Annotated in this window: 16 protein-coding genes and 4 pseudogenes; 12 read left to right on the top strand and 8 right to left on the bottom strand. The window is 58.9% G+C overall.

What is annotated here, in order from left to right:
• Positions 1 to 5 precede the first annotated feature (5 nt).
• From LKE28_08480 to LKE28_08455, 6 genes are all read right to left on the bottom strand, one after another.
• Positions 6 to 572 (bottom strand): ATP-binding cassette domain-containing protein, encoded by a 567-nt coding sequence (locus LKE28_08480; GenBank protein ID MCH3908257.1) that lies wholly within the window; start codon positions 570 to 572, stop codon positions 6 to 8.
• Positions 569 to 1,345, bottom strand: a complete 777-nt coding sequence (locus LKE28_08475; GenBank protein ID MCH3908256.1) for an ABC transporter permease subunit — start codon at positions 1,343 to 1,345, stop codon at positions 569 to 571. Before LKE28_08475 ends, LKE28_08480 begins: the two co-directional genes overlap by 4 nt.
• On the bottom strand, positions 1,320 to 1,637 hold the full coding sequence (locus tag LKE28_08470; protein ID MCH3908255.1) for a hypothetical protein: 318 nt from the start codon (positions 1,635 to 1,637) through the stop codon (positions 1,320 to 1,322). Before LKE28_08470 ends, LKE28_08475 begins: the two co-directional genes overlap by 26 nt.
• Positions 1,588 to 1,815, bottom strand: coding sequence for a hypothetical protein (locus tag LKE28_08465; GenBank protein MCH3908254.1), 228 nt, complete (start codon positions 1,813 to 1,815; stop codon positions 1,588 to 1,590). The genes LKE28_08470 and LKE28_08465 overlap by 50 nt, the downstream gene beginning before the upstream one ends.
• Positions 1,805 to 2,056, bottom strand: a complete 252-nt coding sequence (locus LKE28_08460) for an ABC transporter substrate-binding protein (protein MCH3908253.1) — start codon at positions 2,054 to 2,056, stop codon at positions 1,805 to 1,807. Before LKE28_08460 ends, LKE28_08465 begins: the two co-directional genes overlap by 11 nt.
• A 277-nt stretch (positions 2,057 to 2,333) precedes the next feature.
• Entirely contained in the window at positions 2,334 to 2,987 is a 654-nt protein-coding gene (locus LKE28_08455; protein MCH3908252.1) for a Crp/Fnr family transcriptional regulator, read from the bottom strand.
• A gap of 211 nt (positions 2,988 to 3,198) precedes the next feature.
• Between LKE28_08455 and LKE28_08450 the strand changes: the two genes are divergently transcribed.
• The 7 genes and pseudogenes from LKE28_08450 to LKE28_08420 all read left to right on the top strand — a co-directional run bounded on the left by LKE28_08450 (position 3,199) and on the right by LKE28_08420 (position 9,278).
• On the top strand, positions 3,199 to 4,314 hold the full coding sequence (locus LKE28_08450; GenBank protein MCH3908251.1) for a BMP family protein: 1,116 nt from the start codon (positions 3,199 to 3,201) through the stop codon (positions 4,312 to 4,314).
• A 116-nt stretch (positions 4,315 to 4,430) separates the two neighbouring features.
• Positions 4,431 to 5,937: pseudogene (locus tag LKE28_08445) on the top strand (ABC transporter ATP-binding protein).
• Positions 5,937 to 7,069 (top strand): annotated as a pseudogene (locus LKE28_08440) (ABC transporter permease). The pseudogenes LKE28_08445 and LKE28_08440 overlap by 1 nt, the downstream one beginning before the upstream one ends.
• Positions 7,066 to 7,977, top strand: a complete 912-nt coding sequence (locus LKE28_08435) for an ABC transporter permease (protein ID MCH3908250.1) — start codon at positions 7,066 to 7,068, stop codon at positions 7,975 to 7,977. Before LKE28_08440 ends, LKE28_08435 begins: the two are co-directional and overlap by 4 nt.
• A complete protein-coding gene (locus LKE28_08430; protein MCH3908249.1) occupies positions 7,977 to 8,201 on the top strand; it encodes a hypothetical protein in 225 nt (74 codons plus the stop codon). The genes LKE28_08435 and LKE28_08430 overlap by 1 nt, the downstream gene beginning before the upstream one ends.
• Positions 8,155 to 8,694 carry a purine-nucleoside phosphorylase gene (locus LKE28_08425; GenBank protein MCH3908248.1) on the top strand — a complete coding sequence of 180 codons (540 nt, stop codon included), beginning with the start codon at positions 8,155 to 8,157 and terminating at the stop codon, positions 8,692 to 8,694. Before LKE28_08430 ends, LKE28_08425 begins: the two co-directional genes overlap by 47 nt.
• 4 nt (positions 8,695 to 8,698) lie before the next feature.
• Positions 8,699 to 9,278 (top strand): annotated as a pseudogene (locus tag LKE28_08420) (nitroreductase family protein).
• A 1-nt stretch (position 9,279) separates the two neighbouring features.
• Here LKE28_08420 and LKE28_08415 read toward each other — a convergent pair.
• Positions 9,280 to 10,136, bottom strand: a pseudogene (locus LKE28_08415) (nucleoside hydrolase).
• Between the two features lie 170 nt (positions 10,137 to 10,306).
• Here LKE28_08415 and LKE28_08410 point away from each other — a divergent pair.
• The 5 genes from LKE28_08410 to LKE28_08390 all read left to right on the top strand — a co-directional run bounded on the left by LKE28_08410 (position 10,307) and on the right by LKE28_08390 (position 12,863).
• Entirely contained in the window at positions 10,307 to 10,558 is a 252-nt protein-coding gene (locus tag LKE28_08410) for a hypothetical protein (protein MCH3908247.1), read from the top strand.
• On the top strand, positions 10,485 to 10,853 hold the full coding sequence (locus LKE28_08405) for a DUF4143 domain-containing protein (GenBank protein ID MCH3908246.1): 369 nt from the start codon (positions 10,485 to 10,487) through the stop codon (positions 10,851 to 10,853). Before LKE28_08410 ends, LKE28_08405 begins: the two co-directional genes overlap by 74 nt.
• 418 nt (positions 10,854 to 11,271) lie before the next feature.
• Positions 11,272 to 12,108: a mannose-6-phosphate isomerase, class I gene (manA, locus tag LKE28_08400; protein MCH3908245.1), complete on the top strand. Its 837-nt coding sequence runs from the start codon at positions 11,272 to 11,274 to the stop codon at positions 12,106 to 12,108.
• Positions 12,095 to 12,463, top strand: a complete 369-nt coding sequence (locus LKE28_08395) for a hypothetical protein (protein MCH3908244.1) — start codon at positions 12,095 to 12,097, stop codon at positions 12,461 to 12,463. The genes manA and LKE28_08395 overlap by 14 nt, the downstream gene beginning before the upstream one ends.
• 1 nt (position 12,464) lies before the next feature.
• Entirely contained in the window at positions 12,465 to 12,863 is a 399-nt protein-coding gene (locus LKE28_08390; protein ID MCH3908243.1) for a biotin/lipoyl-binding protein, read from the top strand.
• A 93-nt stretch (positions 12,864 to 12,956) separates the two neighbouring features.
• On the opposite strand, the gene LKE28_08385 is transcribed toward LKE28_08390, so the two are convergent.
• A complete protein-coding gene (locus tag LKE28_08385) occupies positions 12,957 to 13,205 on the bottom strand; it encodes a hypothetical protein (GenBank protein MCH3908242.1) in 249 nt (82 codons plus the stop codon).
• Positions 13,206 to 13,225: the final 20 nt, after the last annotated feature.

Here is a 13,225-nt window from a genome sequence, read left to right as displayed (position 1 = left end):
GTTGTTCAGGGAAGGGTAACGGTCGAGACGGAGCCCATCAATTGCGCTTCCCGCTCGTCGTGGGTGACGAGGAGCACCGTTTTGCCGGTGGTCATCTTCCGGGTGAAGGCGATCACCCCTTCCTTGGTTTCCTGATCCAGCCCTTTGAACGGTTCGTCAAGCAGCAAGAGGTCGTAGTCGGCAAGGAGCGCCCGGACCAACGCGACGCGCCGCTTCATGCCACCGGAGAAAACCCGGACCGGTTGTTTCAGCGAACCGGTCAGACCGACGGCGTCCAGGGCGGAGAGAATCTTTGCCTTGTCTGGACAGACCAGGCGGATGTTGGAAAGGGCGGAGAGGTTCTCGCACAGACGGTCTTCCTGGAAGACTGCGGAAAGCCTGAGGCCGGAGAGCGAAGCGATGTCGCTGTCGTCAGGATCCTCGAAGCCCATCAGCATCCTGAGGAGCGTCGTCTTGCCGCAACCGGACGGGCCGACGATCGTCGTGACGGCAGCTTGTTGGATTTCCACATGCTTGTCCTGGAAGATCACATGCTCTCCAAAGCGTTTGGTAAGGGTGATGGAATAGGTCATGCGCGCTCCAATGCCTGGACGGCACGGTCGATCAAGGCGAGCACCACGTGCTCAAACAGCACGGAGACCAGGACGATGACCAACGTCCAGGAAAACAGATCCGGGGTATCCAGGAACACCTTGGCCTGGTACAGGTTTTCTCCCATCGAGCCGACCGGGATGCCGATCACCTCGGCGGCGATGCCACTCTTCCAGGCAAGTCCCAACCCCAGCGAGCAGGCGCTGCGGAAGAACGGCATCACTTGGGAGAGATAGATCGAGGTGATGCGTTTTGCCGGGGGGATACGGAACAGATCGGCCATCTCAATCAGTTCCGCACTGGTGGCGTCCAGTCCTTCCAGCACGTTGGTGTAGATGATGGGGAAGACCATCAAGAACGAGATGCAGATGGACAGGTTCCGCGATGGCACCCAGAGAAGCACCAAAATGATGAAGCTGGCCACCGGGATGGCTTTGATGGCCTTCATCAGAGGGGAGAGGAGGATTCTCACCGGGGTGGCCACATAGGCCAGAGCGGCAAGGATCATGCCCAGAATGGTGGCAAGGAAGAATCCACCGGCGATCCGGAGGAACGAAAAGCCGACGGCGCTCCAGAAGGGGGCCGTCACCACCATGTGGGACAGGTTGGTGATCACCCGGACCGGGGAGACGAGGATGATCTCCTCCCCGATGGCTCGGGCGGCCACCTCCCAGACGAGGAGCCAGAACAGCACTGACCCGATGCGGGTCAGCGTGTTCTTCGTCTTGCTACTTGTGGTAGTAGAACGCATCATCCGGCAGGGCTCCGCCTACCGCCTTGGGGTTCTGCTTGTACAGTTCGGCAAGATATCCGGACAGTTTCTGCTGCATCTCGTCCCCGTCGATGTAGACGATGTTGCAGAACGGGAGCGCCTTCAGCGCCACCGCTTCCGGGACGATGTTGAACGAACCGATCAACTTGGCGGCAGCGGCGTTGTCGCTGTTGACGAACGCCACGGAATCGGCGTACTGGGTGAGGAAGCGGTCCAGCGCAGCCTTATGGTTCTGGACGAATTCGGTGCGGGCGACCGTCACGCCGGTGATCATCGAGGAACCTTCGCTCTTTGACTCCCATTCCTTGGTAAGATCCAAGGCGATGCGGAATCTTCGGATTCTTCATCATCGCCGTGCTGACGAACGGCTGGGGCAGCATGGCGATGCCGTTCTCCGTGGTGGCCAGGGCGGCGACGCATTCGGCGTGCTCGCTCTTCCACTCAATGGTCACGTCCTTGCCCTGGTTCCAGCCCGTTGGCGCGGAGCACGTAGTTCAGGCCGTATTCCGGGGTGGCTCCCTTGCCGCTTGCGAAGATCGTCTTGCCTTTCAGATCGGCGACGGAGTGGATCTGGTTTCCCGCCTCGACGATGTAGATCACCCCGAGCGTGTTGATGGCAACCACCTGCACCTTGCCCTTGGTGTTGTTGTAGATCACACTGGCCAGGTTGGCCGGAAGAGCGGCGATGTCCACCTCTCCCCTTGACGATTTTCGGCGTCACTTCATCCACCGCGCCGGCAAGGGTGAACGTATAGTCATTGTAGTCCACCGGCCCGTCCTTGCTCTTGTCCATCAGGCCGACCATTCCCATCGAGGTGGGGCCCTTCAGGGCCAGCACCTTCACCGGGGTTTCGGTGGCGTACGCGATTCCTTCTTCCCGTGTGCCGTTTCCAAAGACGGGCAGCACCAGGGCCAAAAGCACCAATGCAACGATTCCTACTTTTTTCATAGGTAACTCCTTCATCGAACCTCAATCGAAATCACTCAACGCGGCTTGCAGCACCGCGGTATCCACCAGATAGGTTTTTGCGTCCTTCGCCGTGATCATCCGGGCGCATTCCAGATGGGCGAGTTCCCGGTACAGCGACGAGCGTCCGATGCCCAGGCTCTTTGCCAGCGCGTCCTTGTTGGGGATGACGGCCACGCCGTCCTTGTTTGTGGCAAGGATGTGGGCGATCAGGCGGCTGCGAGCCGAACGGGGGGTCAGCGCTTCCAGCCGCCCCAGCAGGAACAGGATCTTCTCGTTGCAGAAGCGGGCGTAGGCCAGCATGGCGTGCATGTCCGCCTCCAGGTGGGTGCGGAGCGTTTCCTTGGGGACGAGCAGGAGCGTGGCGTTGGTCTTGCTGCGCAGCGTCGTCTCCAGCGAGTGTTTCAGGAACAGGTTGCTCACCCCGAACAAGTCTCCCTGTTTCTGTACTGTCAGAAGCACTTCGTGTCCGTCCTCCGAACGGGAAAAGACGGAGATCGTCCCTTTGACGACCAGGCATACCTGCGGCGTGCCGCCGTACTGGTCGGTGATGGTCTGTCCCCTGCAGAGTGATACCAGTTGTGTCTCTTTGGCGGTGACGCCGCTCTCCCTGAGCAGGTCATTTGCGCCAAGCATCGCTTCCACCGTCGTATCCATACGAACCTCTGCTCACAGCATAGAGAAAAGTCGGAGAAGTCGCAAGAGAAAAGTGTTCCATTTGGAACAAAAAGCATTGGGTGCGCCCGTGAGTTTTGCCGTTCTTGGGAAAGTTTTGCGACGAATCAGGGTTTTTCGTTTTTTGTACTGTCTGAAATGGGTTTGTGTGCTAAAATACAATCGGTTTGTATCACGAATTGGAGGAGATTGCATGAAAAAAATTACTTCGATTGTAATGGTCCTGGTCATGGCCGCGGCGTTGTTCGCCCAGGGTGGTCAGGAAAAAGCGGCGCCCGCACAAGCAGCGGGCAGTGACAAGCCGACCATTCGTCTGATGACGGACGCCACCGGTATTGATGACAAGAGCTTCAACGCCGCCGCGTGGAGAGGCATTGTCGCCTTCTATGGTGACACCGTCGCCAATCCGAAGGGCCGTGGCACGTACTACGATGTGGTTACCGCCCAGTCCCAGGATATGTACATCCCGAACCTGCAGCAGGCCGCCGATGAAGGCTACAGCCTGATCTGCGCCACCGGCTTCACGTTTGCCGATGCGGTTCAGGAAGTCGCCAACAAGAACCCCAACCAGAAGTTCATGATTGTTGATGTCAACTGGCTCTCCGGTGACAACATCATGCAGTTCATCTACAAAGAGGAAGAGGGTTCGTACCTGGTGGGAAAAGTCGCTGCGTTGCAGGCCAAGGCCGATGGCATCACCGATCCGAAGTTCGGATTCATCGGTGGCGTGCCGGGCGCGACGATCACCAAGTTCGAGATGGGCTACATCCAGGGCATCCGCTCGGTGTTCCCCAACGCCACGGTGTTTGACTACTACGCCAACGACTGGGGCAAGCCGGAGCTGGCGAAAGCCCAGGCGAAGAACTGGTATGACAACGGTGTGTACTGCATCTTCTCCGCTGCCGGTGGTACGGGAAACGGCACCATCGCCCAGGCGAAGGAATACCGCTTGGCCGGCAAGAACGTGTGGGCCATCGGTGTTGACTCCGACCAGTACGAAGACGGCATCTACGAAGGGAAGAAATCCGCCGTATTGACCAGTATGGTCAAGCGTGTGGAGAACTCCACCAAGATGGCGTTGGAAGCGGTTGCCGACGGTACCTTCAAGGGTGGCGTCGTCACCATGGGCATGAAGGAAGACGGCGTGGATTATTCCAAGGCCAATCCGGAGCTCTCCGCCGACGTGCAGGCGGCTGTGGATGCTTCCAAGGCTGACATCATCAGCGGGAAGATCAAGATTTACGGAACGTACAAGGATGCGTTGGCCGCGGGTGCTGTGCCTGCTGGTCTTGCAGCCAAGGACGACTGATCGATTTTCACGGGGACGGCATGCGTTTGCATGCCGCTCTCCTATCTTGGGCATGCAGCGCGTGCCCAAAGTAGAAGAGAAAGGAGCTCACCTTGGCAGAGCAATACGCGATTGAGATGCAGGGGATCACCAAAACGTTCCCCGGCATTGTCGCCAATGACAATGTGACGCTGAACGTGCGGGAAGGGGAGATTCTGGCGCTCCTCGGGGAGAACGGGGCGGGAAAGTCCACCCTGATGTCCATCCTGTTCGGCGCGTACAGCGCGGATAGCGGAACCATCAAGATCCACGGGAAGGAAGAACATATCAAGAACCCCAACGTGGCGACCGACCTGGGCATCGGGATGGTGCATCAGCACTTCAAGTTGGTGCAGAACTACACCGTCACGCAGAACATCGTCCTGGGAATGGAACCGACGCGCCATGGGATTCTGGATCTGGCCAGCGCAGAGAAGAAAGTGGCCAAGCTTTCCGAATTATATGGATTGAAGGTCGACCCAAAGGCGCTGATCGAGGACATTACCGTAGGCATGCAGCAGCGTGTGGAAATCCTCAAGGTGCTGTACCGGGACGCCAACATCATCATCTTTGACGAACCGACGGCGGTGCTCACCCCGCAGGAGATCGACGAGCTGATGGAGATCATCCGGCGTCTGAAGCAGGAAGGCAAGACGATCGTGTTGATCACCCACAAGCTGAAGGAGATCAAGGCGGTGGGGGATCGGTGCACCGTCCTTCGCCGGGGCAAGGTGATCGGCACGGTGGACGTGGCCGATGTCTCCGAGCAGGATCTGGCGGAGATGATGGTCGGCCGGGCGGTGAAGTTCGAACTGGACAAGGCTCCCCTGCCATCCCGGCAAGGTGATGCTCTCCGTCAAGGACGTGCGGATCGATGACGCCTTGGGCAACCCCAAGGTCCATGATTTGTCCTTCGACGTACACCAAGGAGAGATCCTGGGCATCGCAGGGGTGGACGGCAACGGACAGAGCGAACTGCTCTATGGTCTGACCGGTCTGCTTCCCGTGCAGGCAGGAACCATCACGCTGGATGGAGCGGACATCACCCACAAGGAAATACGGGAACGGATTGAAGCCGGGCTGGGGCACATCCCGGAAGACCGGCAGAAGCATGGGTTGATCAGCGAGTTCACCATCAGCGAGAACTTCGCGGTGAAGAGCTACTACCTTCCTCCGCTTTCCAGCAAGCACGGAATCCTGAACTTCCCGTTGATGAAGGTCAAGGCGGAGACGCTGATCAAGGAATTTGACATCCGATGCGGCGAAGGCGCCGCGACGACGGCGGGAAGCCTGTCCGGCGGCAACCAGCAGAAGGTGATCGTCGCCCGGGAGATCAGCCTGTCGCCCAAGGTGCTTCTGGTGGCCCAGCCGACCCGTGGTCTGGATGTCGGCGCCATCGAGTACATCCGGCGGCGTATTCTGGATGAACGGGACAAAGGCAGGGCGATTCTGCTTGTCTCGTTCGAATTGGATGAGATCATGAACCTTTGTGACCGGATCGCGACGATCAGCAAGGGAACAATCGTCGGCACGTATGATTCCGGCGAGGTGACGGAACGGGAGATCGGCATGATGATGGCAGGTTCCAAACGGGAGGGAGCGTGATGGCGGAGAACGAAGAAAACAAGACCCTGAAGGTCAGCTTCGGCAAACGGCTCCTGGAATCAGACGGGTTCGTATCCGTCCTGGTCGTTCTGCTGGGCTTTTTGGTCGGCACGATCCTCGTCGCCGCCGTGGGGCGCAAGCCGGGCAACATGTACAAGGCGATCTGGCAGGCGCTGACCGGATACAACATGGACAACGGAAAGATGAACGTACGGTACATCTTTGAGACGATCAACTACTCCGTGCCGTACATCCTCTGCGGCCTTTCCATGGGATTCGCCGAACGGGTCGGCCTGTTCAACATCGGTGGGGAAGGGACAGTACATCATGGGCATGACGATCGCCCAGGTGGTGGCGCTCCTTGGCCCGCAGATCCCCGGACTCCACTGGATCCTCTGCATCGTGCTGGCGATCCTCGTCGGTGCCATTTGGGGCGGTGTGGTCGGCATCATGAAGGCAAAGTACGAGGTCAGCGAGGTGGTTTCGACAATCATGTTGAACTACATTGCGTTGTATCTGTCCCGGATCATCTGCTTCCAGCTTCCCGGAGCGACGACGTACAAGACGGCCAACTTCCCGACGACGGCGCTTTTGACCAACGGGTTCTTCCAGAAGGTGACCAACGGCTCGCTCCTGAATAACGGCTGGTTTTTCATGATCGCTTCGGTGATCCTGTTCTGGTTCATCATGGAAAAGACCCGTCTGGGGTACGGGATGCGCGCCACCGGTTTCAACAAGGACGCGGCCCGGGCGAGCGGTATTCCTGTGGTGAAAAGCATTTCCGTCGCCATGGCGATCGCCGGCGCGTTCGCCGGACTTGCCGGCGGCATCGTCGCCCTTGGTTCGTTCAAGTACGGACGGATCATCTCCGGCATGGACAACTACGGGTTCGACGGCATCGCCGTCGCCCTGGTGGGCAACTGCACCGGCGGAGGGACGCTGGTTGCGGGATACCTGTTCGGCCTGTTGAAGAACGCCCAGGCGCTGATGCAGTCCAAACAGATTCCCCAAGGAGATCACCTTCATCATCCAGGGGTTGATCGTCGTCTTCATCGCGCTTCGCAGTGGTCTGAAATTGCTTGAGGAGCGCATCGAGAAGAAGCGCCTTGCCAAGGAGGTGACATCCAAATGAACCAGATCCTGCAATCCATTCCGACGATCCTGATGATCGTCGCCCCGATTCTGATCACCGCCATCGGCGGTATGATCTGTGAGCGCAGCGGAGTGGTCAACATCGCCTTGGAAGGCCTGATGGGCCTGGGCGGGTGCGCCGCGGCTGCGGCCCAGACGCTTCTGGAAGCTTCCGGCATGTCCAACAACCTGTCCGTCTTCACCGCCCTGGTGATCGGCGCTCTGGTGGGCTGCCTGTTCTCCCTGATCCACGCCGTGGCGGCCATCAACCTCAACGCAGACCAGACGATCAGCGGTACCGGCATCAACCTGCTGGCCACCGGCGTGACGATTTTCGCCAGCCAGATTTTGTTCAACGCCGACCGGACCAAAGAGTTCCGTCTGGGGATGCATACCGACAAGATTGGGATGTACCCGTCGGTGTACATCGCTGCCGTCGTGGTGATCCTCTCCTGGTTCATCCTGTACAAACTGCCGTTCGGCATGCATCTGCGCGCTTGTGGCGAACATCCTGCCGCAGCCGAGTCGGTGGGCATCAACGTACGGAAGATCCGCTACATCGCCGTACTGACCAGTGGGCTGTTGGGAGGTTTGGCCGGCGGATGCGTCGTGCTGACCCAGACGATCCAGTACACGTCGGCGACGATCAACGGACGGGGCTTCATCGCGTTGGCGGCCGTGTCGTTCGGCCGTTGGACGCCACTGGGGGTCACCGGAGCGTCGCTCCTGTTCGGCACCGCCCAGGCGTTCACCGTCATCGCCACCAACTTCCCGTCGTTGAAGGCCATTCCGACGGAGGTGTTCAACCTCTTCCCGTATTTGATCACCTTGATCGCCCTGGTGCTGTTCAGCGGCAAGAACTACGCGCCGGCCTCGGATGGCAAGCCGTACGTCAAGGGAGCTTCCTGATGACTCCCCATAACAAGGGAGAGGCGGGGGACTATGCAAAGGTGGTCCTCTGCCCGGGGGATCCGCTCCGCGCCACGATGGTGGCCGAGCGGTATCTGAAGGATGCCCGGCTGGTCTCCGATGTCCGGGGAATCCCCGGATACACCGGGACCTTCCAAGGAATTCCCTGTCTCGGTGATGGCCACCGGGATGGGGGAAGGTTCCATTGGAATCTACAGTTATGAGCTGTACACCTCCTACGATGTAAATGCCATCATCCGGATCGGTACCTGTGGCGGGTATCAGAACTCCATCCAGGTGGGCGATCTCATCGCCGCGATGAGCGCCTCCACCGATGGCGGCTACGCCGGCCAGTACCGGCTGGACGGGACGTTCAGCCCCTGTGCCGACTATGGTCTCCTTGTCGGCGCCATGGATGCGGCAGGAAAGAAGGGCTATTCCATCCATGCAGGGATGGTGTTCTCCAGCGAGTACTTCTCTTCGTACCACGCGTTCCCGGACAGTTGGAAAGCGTGGGCCCGGATGGGAGCGCTGGCCCAGGATATGGAAACCTACGCGTTGTACTGCAATGCCGCATGGACGGGAAAGAAGGCGCTTTCAATCCTGACGATGACGGACAACCTTGTCACCGAGGAATCGTTCAAGGATGAAGAGCGGATGCCTGGCATGGGCCGGATGATCGAAGTCGCATTGGAGGTCGCCCGTGGTGTTCGCTGACGCGATGGCTCATCGGTTCGCCTGCCGTTCCTATCTTCCCGATCCCATTCCTTCCGAAATCGTCACAGAGATTCTCTCCTACGGTCAGTTGACCCCGTCCTCGTTTGGTCTGGAAGGGTGGGCGTTCCATGTGGTGGAAGGAAAAGACCGTGTGGCGCTCTGCCACGCCTGCTGTGACCAGATGATGGTCACCGAGGCGCCGGTCTCCATCGTCCTGCTTGCACGGACGGGAAAGTTCTATGATCCTGACGGGCCGTTCGTCCGAAGGCGCTATGAGCGCTTTGGCGATCCCACGCCCGTTGATCGAGGATTTCCGTGGGTTTTACCAGGAACTCAAACGGGATGGCCGGTTGGATGAGTGGTCACGTAGCCAGTGCTACCTTGTCGCGGCCAACATGATGACCGGGGCGAAGTGCCTGGGAGTGGACAGTTGCGCTCTGGAGGGGTATGTGGGGGAACAGGTGCTCCACCTGTTGGGTCTTTCCCCTTCCGATTGGATCGTCGCCATGGTCATCCCGTTCGGCTATGCCGCCGTGGCGGAGACGCCAAAGACGCGCGCCCCGCTTGATGAGCTGGTGATCTGATTCAGCCCAGATTCCGAAGAGACTGCTCCAGAAGCGGCCAGAAGCCGTCGGCATCCACCTTGGTGATGACCTTCACCATTCCGCCAACTCCTTTGTCGATAATCTCTCCCCGTTTTTGTTCGTCGGTGGTCTCCACATCCAATACGTGGTTCTCTCCGCCGAACAATTCCGGTTTGAGAAGATAGGCGATGGCGCAGGGGTCGTGCATCGCCGGGCACTCCCGGATGACCTTCATGCAGGTGGCCATGTAGAAATCCATGCCCAGTCCGAACTGTCTTGCCGTCTTGCCGGGGATCTGCTTCAGCGATTCGAGGCGCTGCGGGGCTGAGCTGAACCTGCAAGCGTGGCGTCCAGACCGAGCATCACCATCGGGGCTCCGCTGGAAAGGACGATCTTTGCCGCTTCCGGGTCGGCGTAGATGTTGAACTCGGCCCATTCGGTGATGTTGCCGCCAGAGAGCGATCCTCCCATGAAGACGATCTCTTTGACGGCGTGGATGATCCGTGGCTCGATGCGCATGGCAAGGGCGATGTCCGTCATCGGTCCGGTGGGCACCAGGGTGATCGCCCCGGGGTGGCGCATGATGGTGTCGATCAGAAAGAAGACGCCGTAGCCTGGTTCGGCTTTCTTGGTCCGGGGCGGGAAGGGGATGTCTCCCAGCCCATCTTTTCCGTGGATGTTGCCCGCCGTCTGCTGGGGGCGAAGCAACGGCCCTCTGCTACCGGCATACACCGGGATATCCTTGCCCAAAAACTGTACGACGTTCAGTGTGTTGGGCAGCGTCTTGTCGATGATCTGGTTGCCCGCGGCGGCGATGATCCCTTGGATGGCAAGCTCCGGAGAGCCTGCCGCCAGCATGATGGCCACCATGTCATCCAAGCCGGTGTCCACGTCCATGATGATGCGTTCCATAGTGAGGCCAGTATACCCGGAATGGAGTAAGGGGAAAAGGGGAGTGAACGGTTAACGATGGGAACGTGTTTGGCCAAAATACGATTGTATCGTAGATTAGTCAGAAAGAGGGGGGGATGGCATACATCACCCGTGATAGGGAAAGCACGTTCCTGGCAACCACGAAGGAATATTCCTGTATTCTGGTGACCGGGATGCGACAGGTGGGCAAGTCTACCATGCTGATGTACCTGGATGATCAAGGGCGGAACATCCTCAACCTCCATGACTTGGCGAAGGATGTCGGGGTGAGTGATGATACGGCGAAGCGATGGATCGGGGTGCTGGGGGGATCAGGGATCTTCTTCCTTCGTCCCGTATGCCAATAATCTGCTTAAGCGGGCCATCAAGGCGCCGAAGCTGTACTTCTCGGATACCGGGCTTGTCGCCTACCTGACGCGCTATCAAAGCGCCCAGACGCTCTCAAGCGGTGCCCTGAATGGCGCGATCCTTGAGAACTATGTGGTGAGCGAGATACGGAAAATCTATCAGAACAGCGCTAAGGAATGTTCCTTCTGGTACTACCGGGACAAGGATGGCCATGAGATTGACCTCCTGATCGAGCAGGATGGGGTGCTGAATCCCATCGAGATCAAACGGACGTACAACCCCGCCCCGAATTGACCGGGGTGTTCCATCTGCTGGACAAAGGCTCCCAGAAACGGGGCATGGGTGCGGTGATCTGCCTGAAACCGGACCTCCCCGCCATCGACCGCACTACCTTGATCATCCCGGTGTGGATGCTATGAAGGGCGTGCTGACCATCATACCAAAGCGACTTTCTTGGTGGAGAAGGAACGGCCATAGGGAAGGGATGTCTGTGACCAACCTTTCCTCAATGATGAGGCCAGGAAAGAAATACGGACTCAGTCGTGTATTTTATGAGAATCGTACAGGTGTTCGATTCGTTTTTCCTTGGGATTTGGGACAAAGGCATCCTAAGAAAACCATGCACTTTTCTTCATAGTGTAAGGTATTGGAAACCAAGGGTTGCCGGATGGTTTCATGGCAAGGTATAGTAAAAAATACAGAGGAAGCATCGATGAAGGTGAAAAAGCTCTCCGGCGTCATCAAGCCGTACGACTGGGGTAAGACAGATTTCCTTCCGTCCCTGCTGGGGATTCCCGCGGACGGAACGTGCAAGGCCGAGTACTGGATGGGAAGCCATCCCTCCGGGGACGCCACCTTGGAAGACGGAACGCCGCTTTCCACCTATCTGGCCTTGCATCCCGAAGCGTGTTTTGGTTCGGAGCACATCAAACGCTTTGGTCCGTTCCTGCCATTCCTGTTCAAGGTGCTCGCCATCCAGAAACCGCTGTCCATCCAATGCCATCCCACCACGGAACAAGCCCGGCGTGGCTGGGCGAAAGAAGCCTCGCTTCGCGCCTCCGATCCTGACCATACCCATTGGGATTACCAGGACGCCAACCAGAAGGCGGAAGTGCTGTACGCCCTCACGCCGGTGACGGCGATGTGCGGGTTCCGTCCGTTTGAAGAAATCGTCGCTGAGCTTTCCCCGTTGATGCCCCGCTCGTTCGCCACCCGGTTCAAGAACCTTCCGTCGGGGGACGCCGGACTGCGGGAACTGTTCACCACCCTGTACACGATGGACAAGAAAGAGCTCTCCTCGTTGATCGGTGAATACGTGGAAGGATTGAAACGATCCTCCTTGCCGTTCGCCACGGCGGACGGCCGGTTCCTGGAGGCCAAAGGGATCGTGCTTTCCTGCCTGGAATCCTATCCCGTCGACCCCGGGCTGTTCTGTCCGTTCCTGCTCCATGTGGTGCACCTGGAACCAGGCGAAGCGCTGTTCCTCAAGCCGGATACGCTGCACGCCTACGTGCTGGGTGACGGCATGGAGACTGATGAGCTCCAGTGACAACGTGCTTCGGGGCGGATTGACCCACAAGAAAGTGGACGTGCCGGAACTGCTCTCCATTCTGGAGATTCAGGGAGGCACGGTGGAGCCGTGCAAGGAAGTGGACGACGGAGGCCGGGTACGGGTCGTCACCCCGACGCCGGAATTCGCCTTGTACGTCATTGGGACCGGATTCCACCGGGTGGACACGCATGCCATCGAGCTGATGCTGGTCACCGAAGGAAAGGCGGTCTTCGAGTCCGCCTCGGGCACCGAGGTGTTCCACAAGGGTGAATGCTATTTGATCCCTCAGGGCATCGGACCGTACACCATCACGGTGGAAGGTCAGGTGTTCAGCGCGAGTACCGGAGTCTAGCATGGGTAAACGCGCCAGATGGTTTTTCGTATTCCTCCGGTTTCTGGTGCTGTTCCTTGCCTTGGGGGCTGCCCTGTATCTGGTCAACCGGTACGTCGGGCGGAAACCCACCACGTACGTTTCTCCCGCTCCGTTGGTGCAACTGGGGACGCCCCAGGCTCGGGATATTGCACGGGAAGTGACGCTTTCCAGCCATGTGGAGGCCAAGGCAATGATTCCGGTCGTCCCTTTGGTCGCCGGAACGGTGGTGGAATATGACGCCGAAGTGGGCAAACAGGTCAACGAAGGTGATGTGATCGCCGTCATCGACGATGAGCCGTACCGGCAGCAGATGCTCCAGGCCCAGGCGGCCGTTCCTTGCCGCGGACAAGACCTACCAGCGGGTGAAGAGCCTGTATGATGCCAAGAACGTTACGGTGCAGGCGTACGACGAGGCCAAAGCCCAGCGGGACGCGGCCAAGGCGCAGTACGACCTGGCAACGCTCCAGGTCAGCTACGCGACGGTGCGGGCCAAATCGGGAGGGACGATTCTTACCGCGCCATCGGCCAAGGGAAGCACCGCCGCCCAAGGGACGCCGCTTGCCGTCATTGCTGACCTGACCCAGCTGGTCGTCAATCTGAAGGTACCGGAAAAACAGTACGACCTGTTCCAAAACGATCCTTCCTCCCTGGTGGTGACGGTAAGCCGTCCCGATGGAGGCGCTTCGTCTCCGCCGACGGTGCTGTCCGTCGACCCATACATCGAGCCCGCAATCCAAGGTG

The organism is Sphaerochaeta sp. (genome assembly GCA_022482495.1).
Taxonomy (GTDB): domain Bacteria; phylum Spirochaetota; class Spirochaetia; order Sphaerochaetales; family Sphaerochaetaceae; genus RUG023.
Note: the sequence above shows the minus strand (reverse complement) of the source record. Positions and strands in the feature narration are given on the sequence as shown.